Origin of the sequence: Cryobacterium zongtaii (assembly GCF_002909375.1) — a bacterium.
GTDB lineage: Bacteria > Actinomycetota > Actinomycetes > Actinomycetales > Microbacteriaceae > Cryobacterium > Cryobacterium zongtaii.
The window spans coordinates 149,587-162,802 of record NZ_PPXD01000005.1 but is presented as its reverse complement, the minus strand read 5'-3'; the positions used below and the strand labels follow the sequence as shown (position 1 = coordinate 162,802).

The window sequence follows — 13,216 nt, the reverse complement described above, 5'->3', positions numbered from 1 at the left end:
GCTCGCCGGTTGCCTATTCGGTGGCGGGGGACAGCGTGGCCACGACGGGACGGTGGTCGCTGCCGGCGGTGTCCTCGGTACCGATCACGCGCATCCGCTCGACCTGCCAGTCTGGCGTGGCCAGGACGTGGTCGATGGGGGCCCCGAGCAGGGCGGGCGCCCAGGCAGGCCAGGTGCCCACCCCGCCGGAACCGGTGGCTGCTGCGGCATCCCGGCAGTCGCCGAGAACGGCGCCGTCGGAGGTGGCCCGCCCGGCGAAGTGGTCGATCGTGGCGTTGAAGTCGCCGGCCATGATCACGCCGTCGTCGCCGGAGGACCCGCCGCTGCACTGCTCGGCCAACCAGTCCAGGTCGGATCTCCAGTTGGCCATTTCCCAACGGATCGGGGCGACGGCGTGCACGGCGATGATCGTCGGGCCGGCGCCGTCCACGGGCTCCGCGATGACGGTGGGAAGCACGTTGGTGTTGCCGGGCGGGCCGGAGCCCGCGGCCGAGGTGACCGTGTAGTCGCCGAGGTCCGGGCTGATCAGCAGGGTCGTCGACCGTGCCTTGGAAATGAGGTCGAAGGAGACGGTGTGCACCCACATCGGCCGGCCGGCGGCACGCATGGCCTCGGCGATGAGCACACCGGTTTCCTCGGTCGTCTCGGGGAGGGTGAGCACGTCGGCCTCCTCGGCGAGGGCGAGGTCGGCGATGGCCGCGGCGCCGGGGGCGTCGCCGAGGGTGTTCCAGCTCAGCACCGTGACCGCGGCGTCGGCGGGCTCCGCCGCAAGGGCCGCCGCCGCATCCGAGCCCAGACCGCGGTGCAGCAGGATGCCGGAGTTGACGGCGCCGAAAGTTACCAGCAGCACCATCAACAGAGCCGTGGTGGCGCGCAGCGGCCGTACAAGGAGCAGCAGGATTGCCAGCAGTGCCAGCAGGGCGATGGCCACCGCCACGGCGAGGCCGCGGAAGGACACGGCGTGCGCGATGACCCAGGAGTTCTGCAGCCCGGCGATCGCGGGCCAGGCCAGCACGGTGAGGAAGGCCAGGGTTGCGAGCACGACGATGGTGCGAATGAGCGTGGAGAGCATAGATGAGTCACTGTAGGCGACCAAGCTGTATTCCCGCGCCAACTAGCATGGGGGAATGGCAGTCGAACGGCGTTCCACGGGTCCGATCGACCTACATACCCACTCCAGCGTCTCCGACGGCACCGAGACACCTTCACAGCTCGTGCGCGCCGCCGCGGCCGCGGGCCTGGGCACCGTGGCGATCACCGACCACGACTCCACGGCGGGTTGGTCGGAGGCCTCGATCGCCGCTCGGACCGCAGGCATCACCCTGATCCCCGGGATGGAGTTCAGCACCCGCGTCGGCCACACCAGCATCCACCTGCTGGCCTATCTCTTCGACCCGTCCGATGCCGGGATCGTCGCCGAGACGGCGCACATCCGTAAGGCCCGGCTCACCCGTGCCGAGCAGATGGTGGCCCGCATCGGCGCCGACTACGAGCTGACCTGGGACGACGTTCTCGCCCAGACCACCACGGGCGGCACCGTTGGCCGTCCGCACATCGCCGACGCCCTGGTCGCCAACGGGCTCGCTCTCACCCGCAGTGAGGCGTTCGCCGGGATCCTGCACTGGGAGGCGGGCTATTTCCAGCCGCACTACGCCCCGGATCCGTTGCGTGCGGTGGCCCTGGTGCGTGCGGCCGGGGGAGTGCCCGTGATCGCGCATCCGGCCACCCGCGGCGTCGCCGACGTGATGGCAGAGAGCCGGCTGGCGGCCCTGGTGGATGCCGGCCTGTTCGGTCTGGAGCTTCGGCACCGCGAGAACAAGCCGGAGGCCACCGCCCGGCTGACCATGCTCGCCGTGAAGTACGGCCTGGCCGTCACCGGCTCCAGCGATTACCACGGTGAGGGCAAGCCCAACCGGCTCGGCGAGAACACCACCACTCCCGAGGTGCTCGAGCGCCTTATCGCCGAGGGCCGCGGCTCTGAGCCGGTGTTCCCCGCCTGAGCTCGCCCGCCCGGCCCATCACGTCGGCGATCTGGTGACATGCCAGTTCGTGCCCGGTCCGCGACGCCCAGGAGGCCTCAACTGGCCAGTCGGCACCGCATCCGTCGCCGAGATGAAGCAAACGGCCCCTTGACGGGATGTCAAGGGGCCGTTAGCGGCAAGTCGGTGTGCAGAGCCCGCTATGCGGTGGGCGCCTGCGGGGAGCGGCGGCGGGTGCGGCTGCGGCGACGCGGCGCACTGTTGCCGTCGTGGTGCTCTGAGCCGCCACCGTCGTGGGTGCCGGCCGCCGGGGTGGCGGCGGGGGCATCCGGGTTTGTGGTCGAGCTCACGCGCACGCGGGTGCGGGGAGCCTGGTCCGCGGAGCGACCCGAACCAGAGCGATCGGCGGAGCGACCGTCAGAGCGACCACCGGAACGGCTGTCGCTGCGGCCGCCACGACCGGAGTCGCGTCCGGCGGGTGCGCCGGCGACGGCCTCCTTGATCGGGGTCGCACGCAGGCGGCCCTTCGACCCGGCGGGGATCTTCAGGTCGGTGTAGAGGTGCGGCGACGAAGAGTAGGTTTCCTGCGGCTCCGGGGTGCCGAAGTCGAGGGCCTTGTTGATCAGGGTCCACTTGGGCATGTCGTCCCAGTCCACGAAGGTGACGGCGATGCCGGTCTTGCCGGCGCGGCCGGTGCGACCCACGCGGTGCAGGTAGGCCTTCTCGTCCTCGGGGATCGTGTGGTTGATCACGTGGGTGACATCGTCGACGTCGATGCCGCGCGCGGCGACATCCGTGGCGATCAGGATGTCTTTCTTGCCGGCCTTGAACGACGCCATGGCGCGCTCGCGCTGCTCCTGGTTGAGGTCGCCGTGCACGGCGGTGGCGTTGAAGCCACGGTCGCCGAGTTCTTCGACGAGCTTGGCGGCGGCACGCTTGGTGCGGGTGAAGATCACGGTCTTGCCGCGGCCCTCTGCCATCAGGATGCGGCCGATGACCTCGTCCTTGTCCATGTTGTGCGCGCGGTACACGAGGTGCTCGATGTTGGCCTGCATGAGGCCCTCGTCGGGGTCGCTCGCGCGGATGTGGATGGGCTTGGTCATGAACCGGCGGGCCAGCGCCACGATCGGGCCCGGCATGGTGGCCGAGAACAGCATCGTGTGGCGGGTGGACGGCGTCTGCGAGAACAGCTTCTCGATGTCGGCGAGGAAGCCGAGGTCGAGCATCTTGTCGGCCTCGTCGAGCACCATCTCGCGCACGTTGGCGAGGCTGAGCAGGCGCTGGCTGGCGAGGTCGAGCAGACGCCCGGGGGTGCCGACGACGATCTGCGCTCCGGCCTTGAGCTGCTCGATCTGGCCCTCGTAGGCCTTGCCGCCGTAAATGGAGACGATGGTGGTGCCACGGTTGCTCGCGGCGAGTTCGAGGTCTTCACTGACCTGGACGCACAGCTCGCGGGTGGGCACGACGACGAGCGCCTGCACACCGGGCTCGGGGTTGAGGCCGAGACGCTGGATCAGCGGCAGACCGAAGCCCAGGGTCTTGCCGGTGCCGGTCTTGGCCTGGCCGATGATGTCCTGGCCGCTGAGGGCGAGGGGGATCGTCTGGGTCTGGATGGGGAACGGTTCGAGGATGCCCTTGGCGGCGAGAGCCTCGACCATGTCCTGGTCGATATTGAGTTCGGAAAAGGTCACGTTATGGTTGCCTGTCTAGCTCGAAGCGGGATGCGCCCGTCTTTGCCTCAGGCGCAAGTCCACCGATCCTGCGCCGGTGAATGACACCAGACTATAGTGCGGCCCTGGGCAACAGCCCGTGGGCGCACCGCACCTGGCACGTTATTCGCAACGAAGCCGGGGACGTGGACCTATGCTTGGCAAGTGATCTCCTGGTTAGGTGAACGCCCGAAACGGGCAGAGACGCCGCGGCTGTCGGCCCGGGGCGACCGGCGCGCCACCACGAAGGTGGACATCACCGAACTGGTGCCGGACCTGCTCACCTACCTCGGGCAGGCCGCCTATTTCGAACTGGGCATGTTCGAGAGCCTGTCGACGGCGGTCATCACGGCGCCCACCCTCGCCGCCAAGGAGGGCCTGAGCCTGGCCGCCGGGCGTGCGCTGTCGAAGCACCACGGACTCATCGAGGAGATCCGCCGTCGTGATGGTGAACCGGCCAGTGTGATGGGCCCGTTCGTTCCCGCACTGGATAACTTTCGCGCGATCACCGCGGGCGAGGACTGGCAGGAGCTGCTGCTCAGCTGCTACCTGACCGGTGGCCTGCTCGACGACTTCTTCATCAGGCTCTCCGACGCGTTGCCCGGCGATGTCGGCCCGCGCATCGCCCACTTGCTCGGCGAGCACGGCGGTGCCGACGTCCTGGTGCACGAGCTAGCCGCGGCCATCGCCGCGCAGCCGGCGCTCGAATCCCGCCTGGCACTGTGGGGTCGACGCCTGGTCGGCGACACCCTGCTCGTGGCACGATCGGCCATGGCGGTGACGCAGGACTCCCGCATCGAACCTGTCTTCACCGAGCTGATCGCCGCGCATACCCGCCGGATGGACGGCCTCGGCCTCACCGCGTGACATCCGCTCGCGGCCATGCGAAAAGACCCTCATCGAGATCGATGAGGGTCTTTTCGTCAGCTGACGTTACGCCGGCAGCCCGGTCCTGCTGATCCTGTGCAGCATCGCCAGGTCCGCGGCCTCGCGGCGACGGCCCAGAACCACATCCACCACGACGGCGGCGATGGCAGCGACCACGAAGGACACCCACCAGATCCAGCCGCCGTCCCACGCCCAGCCGAGCCAGGTCAGCACGACCCAGACCAGCGACGCGACACCGGTACCCACCGCCGGCACCAACACGGAACCGTGCGTGAGGCGACGGGGCAGGGCGTACCGAGCCGCCAGCCCGAGCAGCGCGCCGCCGAGGGCGACGAACAGGAGCTCCATCGCAGGTTTAGGCTACGAAGCCGACGCGGCGGGAGGACTCAGAGCCCAGCTCGACGTAGGCGAGGCCGATGGTGGGGACGATGTACACGTGCCCCTTCTTGTCACTGAGCTTGAGGTACCCGGTCTGCCCCGCGAGGGCGGCCGCGACGGTCTCCTCGATCTCGTTGGCGGGCTGCGCCGTCTCGAAGCTGATCTCCCGGGGGGAGTTGAAAATGCCAATGCGAATGTCCACGGATGCGCCTTTCGGTTGCCTACCCGCTCAGATTACGACATGCCCCATGCTCGGCCCGCCACGTTCACTGTCGGCGCAACCCGTTACCGTTGGACCGTGATGAACCCGGTGTCCGAACTGCTCGACGATCCCGCCGTCTCCGACGCTGCTGAGACACCGGCGTGGTCGGCCGAACCGGATGTGCCAGGCCGTACCCTCGGCCTGGATGCCTCCCAGGAGGCCGTCCTGCGCCTGGGCCTGGACAGGTCGGCCGCCGTGATCGGCGCCCCGGGCTCTGGCAAGACCCACACCCTCGTCGAGTTCGTCGCCGACAGGGTGCTGACCCACGGAATCTCGCCCAGCGAAGTGCTGGTGCTGGTGCCCACCCGCACCGGCGCCACCGTGCTTCGAGACAGGCTGGCCCTGCGCCTCAGGGTGCCCACCAACGGCCCGCTGGCTCGCACCATGAACTCCGTGGCCTTCCAGATCGTGCGGGACGCCGAGGTGGCGGCCGGCCGCACCAGCCCGACCCTGCTCACCGGCGGCGAGCAGGACCAGATCATCGCGGAGATTCTGGCCGGCGACATCGCCTCCGGCACCGGACCGTCCTGGCCGAGCCCGCTCGACGCCGAGGTGCGCAGCCTGCGCGGCTTCCGCACCGAACTGCGCGACCTGATGATGCGCGCCGTGGAGTACGGCGTCACCCCCGCCCGGCTGGCCGCCCTCGCCGCCGGCAACGACCGCCCGGAGTGGGCCGCGGCGGCCGCGTTCATCGACGACTACCAGGACATCAAGGACCAGAGCCGGCCCGGCCAGTTCGACTCCACCGAGCTCGTGCAGTTCGCCGCGGCGATCGTGCATGATGCCCCGCGCCTGCCCGCCAGGCCGGCGGGCACGGCCGGACCCACGACCCTGGCCGCAGTGACGCCGAACAACCCGCTCGGCCCGCTCGGTGCGCTCAAACTCATCGTGCTCGACGACGCCCAGGAGGCCACCGAGTCCACACTGGCGCTGCTGGCCCAGTTCGCCGCCCGTGGCGTCACGATCGTGGCGTTCGGCGACCCCGACCTGAGCACAGGGTCGTTCCGCGGCGCCCACCCGGATGCCCTCGGCCGACTCGGCCACTACCTGCGGCTGCCCGACGTAGCCACCCTCACCCTCGACACCGTGTACCGGCACGGCACCGAGCTGCGCGCGGTCATCCGCGAGTTCACCGGGCGGATCGGCGCCGCCGCCGCCGGCACCCAGCGCGCGGCCGGCAGCGCCGAGCTAGCGCCGACCACTACGGAAACCGCCGCAGCGCCGACCGCCGTGCAGACTGTCGTCACCGCCAGCCCCGCCGACCAGCTCGCCGTGATCGCCCGGCGCCTGCGCGAACGCCACGTGCTCGACGGCCTGCCCTGGGGGCGGATGGCCGTGATCGTGCGCACCGGCGCGCTCGTGCCGGCGCTGTCCAAGGGGCTGGCCGCGCTCGAGGTGCCCACCCAGGTGGCCGCCGCGCAGACCGCCCTCCGCGACGAACCGGCCGTGCGCGCCTTCGTCCTCGCACTCGACATCACCCTGGGCCGCCGCCCGCTCGACGCCGACGCGGCGGTGGACCTGCTCCGCGGCCCGCTCGGTGGCCTCGACCCGATCACCCTGCGACGGCTGCGCGCGGCGCTGCGCCAACAGGAACTCAGCCACGAGGAACTCACCGCCGACGGCGCCCGCAGCGCGGACGACCTGCTCGTGGAGGTCTTCCACAGCCCGGCCCTGCTCGAGCGCATCGACAACCGCACCGCCCGGCGCGCCGCATCCTGCGCCAAGAACCTCCGGCAGACCCGCACCGCCTACGACGCCGGCGCCACCATCGAGGAACTGCTCTGGGGCCTCTGGCAGCGCAGCGGCCTCGCCCCGGCCTGGGCCGAGCAGTCCACCGGCACCGGCATCGACGCCGACGAGGCCAACCACAACCTCGACGCCGTCGTGGCCCTGTTCTCCGCCGCGCAGCGCTTCGTCGAACGCACCCCGGCGGCCCCGCCCGTGCTCTTCGTCGAACACCTCGTCGACACCGATGTGCCCGAAGACACCCTCGCCCCCCGCGCCCTGGCCGAGTCCGTGCTCGTGTCCACCCCCAGTGGCACCATCGGCCGCGACTTCGACCTGGTCGTGCTCGCCGGAGTGCAGGAGAACGTCTGGCCCGACCTGCGCATCCGCGGTTCGCTGCTCGGCGCCGGCGACCTGGCCCTGCTGGCAGCGGGGGAGACCCCCGACCCGGCCGGCGCCCGCACGAGTGTGCTGCACGACGAGCTGCGGATGTTCGCCCAGGGCGCCTCCCGCAGCACCACCGAGCTGCTGGTGACCGCCGTCGACAACGACGAGAACCAACCCTCCGCGTTCCTGCGTCTGCTGCCGCAGCCCGACCCCGCCCCGCTCGCCCGGTACCCGCTGTCGCTGCGCGGGTTGGTCGGGCGCCTCCGCCGGGACCTCACCCAGACCCTGCGACCCAGGCTGCAGCCCGCCGTCGGGTCCGAGGCCGACCCCGTCGCCGCGCTGCCCGCCGTGTTGCCGGCCAGGGCCACGGATGCCGCCGCCACGCTCGCCCGCCTGGCCGGCGAGAAGGTGCCCGGCGCGTCACCCGACGACTGGTACGGCCTCCGCCCGGCCAGCACGGTCCGGCCGCTCAACGATCCCGAGGCCGGCGACGGACCCGTGCGCGTGTCGCCGTCGCGGATGAGCGCGTTTGAAACCTGCCCGCTGCACTGGCTGATCGGCCAGATCGGCGGCGGCGACTCCAGCACCGCGGCCAACCTCGGCACCATCATCCACAAGGTGATGGAGGACGCCACCGACCCGGCCCGCACGCCGGACCCGGCAGGGATCACCGCCGACGCGCTCTGGGCCGGCGTCGAGGCCCGCTGGGACGAACTCGTCTTCGACGCCGACTGGCAGTCCAGGGTGCAGAAGACCCAGGCCCGCGAACTCACCGACAGGCTCGCCGCGTACCTCGGCGACGGTGCCCGCGACGGCACCCGACTGCTCAGTGCCGAGGGCCGGTTCGCCCTGGAGCTGGACGGCGCCGTGCTCTCCGGCACCATCGACAGGGTGGAGAGGCTGCCGGACGGCCGCGCCGTGATCGTGGACCTCAAGACCGGCAAGGGCGACCCGACCAGCGATACCGGGGTGGCCGAGCACCCGCAGCTCGGTGCCTACCAGTTGGCCTTCTCGGCCGGTGTCATCGACGGCCTCGAACCCGGCATGGAGCTGGCCGGCGCGCGCCTGTTGATCGTGTCCTCCGGCACCCAGAAGCAGAACTACCGCAATCCCACCCAGCCGGCCTTCAGTCCGGACGAACTCGCGGCCTTCACCACGAGGGTCACCGACGACGCCGCCGGCATGGGCGGCGCCACCTTCGTGGCCGAGATCGCCGACCACTGCCTCAACCCCCGCTCCTACGGCTCGTGCCGGATCCACGTCATCAAGCAGGTCAGCTCATGAGTACCCCGTCTTCTCAGAACAGGGCGGTCTCCGCCCTCGACATCGCCGCGGCGCTGAAGATGTTCCCGCCCACAAGCGAGCAGCAGGCCGTGATCGAGGCGCCCCTCACGCCCACCCTGGTGGTGGCCGGTGCCGGCAGCGGCAAGACCGAGACCATGGCCAACCGGGTGCTCTGGCTGCTGGCCAACGGGCATGCCAGGCCGGACCAGATCCTCGGGCTCACCTTCACCCGCAAGGCCGCCGGCGAGCTCGCTGAACGCATCAACGATCGCATCCGCCAGCTCAGCGAGGCCGGGCTGATGCCCACGAGCGCCGATGCGGATACCGCACCGCCGGCACCCGGCTCCATGCATAGCCTCGACTCCGCCGACCTGTTCAACGCCCCCGCGGTCTCCACCTACAACTCGTTCGCCAGCCGGCTGTTCACCGACAACGCGCTGCTGCTCGGCCGCGAACCCGAATCGGTGCTGCTCAGCGAAACCAGCGCCTGGCTGCTCGCCCGCCGGGTGGTCGTGGCCAAGGGCGACGGCCGGCTCGTGCAGTACGGCAAGGGCGTCGACGCCGTCACCGACGCTGTGCTCTCGCTCAGCCGCGCCCTGGCCGAGAACCCGCCCCCGTTCGTGCCCGGCGAGGAGCCGGTGCCGCACGACCTCGCGCGCCTGGCGAACAGCTTCGGCTACCTCGCCGACCTGCCCTACGGCAACCCGCGTAAGAAGAAGGCCTACGACTCGGTGCTGGAGGCCATCAGCGCCGTCGCTCCGTTGCCGGTGCTGGCCGAGCTGGCGGATGCCTACGGGGCCGAGAAACGCCGCCAGGGCCTGATCGAATTCTCCGATCAGGTGGCCCTGGCCCTGCAGGTCTGCCGCAAGGTGCCGGCCGTGGTGGCCCGCTACCGCGAGCAGTACCGCATCGTGTTGCTCGACGAGTACCAGGACACCTCGGTGCTGCAGACCGAGCTGTTGCGCACCCTGTTCGCCCACCACCCGGTGATGGCCGTCGGCGACCCGCACCAGTCCATCTACGGTTGGCGGGGCGCGAGCTCCGCGAACCTGCTCGGCTTCTCCACCGACTTCGCTGCTCTGGCCAACACCGAGGCGCCGTCGATGTCGCTCTCGTTCACCTGGCGCAACCCGGTCACCGTGCTCGAGACCGCCAACGCCCTGGTCGCGCCCCTGAGCGCGCAGCTGCGCGCCCGGCCCAACGGCATCCAGGTGGAGACCCTCAAGGTGCCGCCGGGCAAGGCCGCCGGCCGGGTAGACGCGGCAATGTACGAGAGCATCGCCGACGAGGCCGCCGCGATCGCCCGCTGGTTCGCCGCCAGGCTCGGCACGGCGCCGGCCGGCGTGGATGCTGAGCCCGAGTCCGGCGCGATGCTGTTCCGCGCCCGCCGCGACATGGAGTTCTACGCCGAGGTGCTGCGCGAACACGGTGTGCCCGCGCACGTGCTCGGCCTCGGCGGCCTGCTGTCGACCCCGGAAGTGGCCGACGTACTCGCCGTGCTACGCGTGGTGCACGACCCGTCCGCCGGCAGCGACCTGATCCGGCTGCTCACCGGCGGCCGCTGGCGGATCGGCGTGCGCGACCTGCAGGCCCTCTCCGGTGTGGCGGGCTGGCTGGCCACGCACGACTGGGCGCAAAAGGCCGTGACCGACGAACTCAAGGCCAAGCTGCGCGCCTCCGTGGCCACCGAGGAGAGCCGGTCGCTCGTGGACGCGCTGGATTTTGTGGCCTCCGCACCCGAATCGCACGGCCAGCTGGCCGCCTTCAGCGACGACGGCCGGGAGCGCCTGCGCCAGGCCGGCCGGCAGCTGGCCTGGCTCCGCAGCCGTTCGGGCCTGGGCCTGCTCGACTTCGTGCGTTTGATCGAACAGGAAACCCTGCTCGACCTGGAACTGGTCGCCAACGAGAGCCACGGCCGGGCCCTGGCCAACCTGTATGCCTTCCATGATGCCGTTTCGGCGTTCCTGGACAGCGACGAGCAGGGCACCCTGGCCAGCTTCCTGCGCTGGCTGGCCCGCGCCGAACGCCAGGACGACCTCGGCCCGCGCGGCGAGGCCGCCGAACCGGGCACGGTGCAGCTCCTCACCATCCACGGCTCCAAGGGACTGGAGTGGGACTATGTGGCCATCCCCGGCCTCACCGAGAAGAACCTGCCCGCCCCGTCCCGCGAGGTCTCCGGCTGGTTGCGCTTCGGTGAGCTGCCCTACCCCTGCCGGGGCGACCGGGCGGAGCTGCCGGAACTCAAACGCCTCGGCCATGAGACCCAGATGTCGTTCGACATCGATTTCGAGCTGTACAAAGAGCAGCTCGCCGACCGGCACGACGCCGAGGAACGCCGGCTGATCTACGTGGCCACCACCCGCGCCCAGCAGCAGTTGCTGCTCACCGGGGCGTTCTGGGGCGGCGGCACGACCGTGCGGAAGGCCAGCCGGTACCTGCTCGAACTGGCCGAGGCGGGTCTCATCGACGCCCTGCCGGAGGGCAGCGAGTTCGACGAGAAGCCGCAGACGGACCAAGACGCCACCGAGGTGTGGCCGTTCGACCCGCTCGGCACCCGCCGCCCCGTCGTCGAGGCCGCCGCTGCCCTGGTGCGCGCGCACGATGACACGGGCACGGATGCCGAAGACGACGGCGCCCGCATCGAAACGCCCTGGTCAAGGGAGGTGACCCTGCTGCTGGCCGAACGCGCCCAACGCCTGGCCGGACCCGGCGTCCTCGGCGTGCCCACCCGCATCCCGGCCTCCAGGTTCAAGGACTACGTCGACGACCCCGCCGCGGTGCTCGCCAGGCTGCGCCGGCCGATGCCGGAGCGCCCATACCGGGCCACCCGCCTGGGCACCCTGTTCCATTCCTGGGTCGAACAGCGCTCCACCGGGGCGTCGGCCGGCGACCTCATCGACGTCGGGCCGGACGAACTCGACGTGGACCCCGACGCCGACATCGACATCGGTGACGGGATGCCGCTCGAGCTGGAACAGCTGGACCGGTTCAAGGCCACCTTCGAGAGGTCACCCTGGGCGACGTTGGCACCCGAGGAGGTGGAGATCGAGATCCACCACGTGCTGGGCGATCAGGTCTTCATCTGCAAACTCGACGCCGTCTACAAGACCCCCACCGGCTATCAGGTGGTGGACTGGAAGACCGGCAAGGCGCCCAAGGACGCCGCCGACCTCGAACTCAAGCAGACCCAGCTGGCCCTGTACCGGCTCGCTTACGCCCGCTGGAAGGGCATCGACCCGGCCAGCGTCGACGCTGTCTTCTACTTCGTCGCGGACGACCGCATCGTCGCCCCCGAGCGGCTCTACTCGGAGGAGGACCTTCTGGCGGCGTGGTCGTCGGTGGCCGGGTCGTCCGCGCGGCCGTCTGCCGTGCCGTCGCCCGTGGGGATCGGCCCCGTCGAGTCGTCGCCGTAACCGGTATCGAACCCGGCACCGTCGAAACCGGTGCCGTCGAAGCTGGTCACCCTGCTGAACGACCCGGTGTCGGCGAACTCGCTGGTGCCGTACTCGGAGTTGTCGTCGCTGTTGCGACCGGCGGACCCGGTGGCCTGGGTGCGCGGGGTGTCCTTGAGCATTGACTCGACGTCGGAGACGCTGAGGATGGGTCCGGTATCGGGGGAGAGCGAGTTCATGGTGTGGCTGTGCACGTTGTCGACCAGACCGTCCAGCATCGACACCGCGTCGTCGACGATGGCCTCGTCGTGGGTGTCGACGCCGTGCAGCAGCCAGCGGGCCAGTTCCAGCTCGGCGTAGAGCATCGCCCGCTGGGTGATCAGTGGGTCGTTGCCCTGCCGCGCCGCGGTGTAGGTGGCCACGGCCGTCTCGGCGGCGTCACCGCGCGCGGCGAGCAACCAGTTGAGGTCGCGGGCCGGGTCGCCGACACAGAGTCCAGACCAGCCGAGCACCCCACACACGGCGTCGTCGCTGATCAGGAAGGACTCCGCGGTGAGTGACCCGTGGATCACCGTCGGCGCGAACTGCCAGAGAGCGTTGTCGTCGGTGGCGAGTTCCCAGCGCCGCAGCAGCGCTGCGGGCAGCTTGCCGGTGTTCGCGGCCCGGTCGATCAGGTCGATGGTGGCGGTGCGGCAATCCTGGGCGCTCTGCTGCACGAGGCCGGCGTCGCCGATGAATGCCGACGGCAGCCCGTGGATGGCGGCGATCGCGCGGCCGATCGACCCGGACACCCCCTCATGCCCGGTGAGCGCATCCGCATCGTACGAGGCGCCGGGCAGACGCTCGTAGACCACGGCCCTGGTGCCTTCGAACGGCGCCTGGCCCACGAACACCGGCACGTCGAACGGCAGCCTGCTGCGGTTGCCCGTCGTCAGGGCGCGCAACGCCACGAGGTCGGCTGACTGCTCGGTTTCGGCCGCCTGCGACGTGGGAACCCTGATGATCAGTTCCTTCTCATCGCGGGTGATCAGCAAGGCAGAGTCGAACAACCCGCCGCCGCCGAGACTGTGGTTTCGGGCGTGGGCGACGTCGAGCTCCGGCACTGCATTGGTGGCCAACGCGGCTAGAGTGAGGTGGGATCTGGCCATGCCTACTAGGTTAGGTCGAGTTCCTCCCGGTGAGGCCATTCGCCACGCCTGCAGACAACTTCGG

The 13,216-nt window shown here is 70.6% G+C and carries 9 protein-coding genes; 4 read left to right on the top strand and 5 right to left on the bottom strand.

Features of this window, described 5'->3' with window-relative positions; translation table 11 throughout:
- Positions 1-13: 13 nt before the first annotated feature.
- Positions 14-1,072: an endonuclease/exonuclease/phosphatase family protein gene (locus tag C3B61_RS02970; RefSeq protein WP_103459488.1), complete on the bottom strand. Its 1,059-nt coding sequence runs from the start codon at positions 1,070-1,072 to the stop codon at positions 14-16.
- Positions 1,073-1,127: 55 nt separating this feature from the next.
- Between C3B61_RS02970 and C3B61_RS02965 the strand changes: the two genes are divergently transcribed.
- A complete protein-coding gene (locus C3B61_RS02965; RefSeq protein ID WP_103459487.1) occupies positions 1,128-2,000 on the top strand; it encodes a PHP domain-containing protein in 873 nt (290 codons plus the stop codon).
- Positions 2,001-2,179: 179 nt separating this feature from the next.
- On the opposite strand, the gene C3B61_RS02960 is transcribed toward C3B61_RS02965, so the two are convergent.
- The gene (locus C3B61_RS02960; protein WP_088455636.1) at positions 2,180-3,670 is read right to left on the bottom strand and encodes a DEAD/DEAH box helicase; all 1,491 of its coding nucleotides are present in this window, start codon (positions 3,668-3,670) and stop codon (positions 2,180-2,182) included.
- Between the two features lie 183 nt (positions 3,671-3,853).
- On the opposite strand from C3B61_RS02960, the gene C3B61_RS02955 reads away from it, so the two are divergent.
- On the top strand, positions 3,854-4,555 hold the full coding sequence (locus C3B61_RS02955) for a ferritin-like fold-containing protein (RefSeq protein ID WP_240632414.1): 702 nt from the start codon (positions 3,854-3,856) through the stop codon (positions 4,553-4,555).
- Positions 4,556-4,621: 66 nt separating this feature from the next.
- Here C3B61_RS02955 and C3B61_RS02950 read toward each other — a convergent pair whose 3' ends face one another.
- Positions 4,622-4,924, bottom strand: a complete 303-nt coding sequence (locus C3B61_RS02950; RefSeq protein WP_088455637.1) for a hypothetical protein — start codon at positions 4,922-4,924, stop codon at positions 4,622-4,624.
- Between the two features lie 7 nt (positions 4,925-4,931).
- On the bottom strand, positions 4,932-5,156 hold the full coding sequence (locus tag C3B61_RS02945) for a DUF3107 domain-containing protein (RefSeq protein ID WP_088455638.1): 225 nt from the start codon (positions 5,154-5,156) through the stop codon (positions 4,932-4,934).
- Between the two features lie 39 nt (positions 5,157-5,195).
- Here C3B61_RS02945 and C3B61_RS02940 point away from each other — a divergent pair, with 39 nt between their 5' ends.
- Together C3B61_RS02940 and C3B61_RS02935 are read left to right on the top strand one after the other, a co-directional pair.
- A complete protein-coding gene (locus tag C3B61_RS02940; RefSeq protein ID WP_244285816.1) occupies positions 5,196-8,612 on the top strand; it encodes an ATP-dependent helicase in 3,417 nt (1,138 codons plus the stop codon).
- On the top strand, positions 8,609-12,025 hold the full coding sequence (locus C3B61_RS02935; protein ID WP_103459486.1) for an ATP-dependent helicase: 3,417 nt from the start codon (positions 8,609-8,611) through the stop codon (positions 12,023-12,025). The genes C3B61_RS02940 and C3B61_RS02935 overlap by 4 nt, the downstream gene beginning before the upstream one ends.
- Here the strand turns inward: C3B61_RS02935 and C3B61_RS02930 are convergent.
- Entirely contained in the window at positions 11,914-13,152 is a 1,239-nt protein-coding gene (locus C3B61_RS02930) for a phosphotransferase (protein WP_103459485.1), read from the bottom strand. The genes C3B61_RS02935 and C3B61_RS02930 overlap by 112 nt on opposite strands.
- Positions 13,153-13,216: the final 64 nt, after the last annotated feature.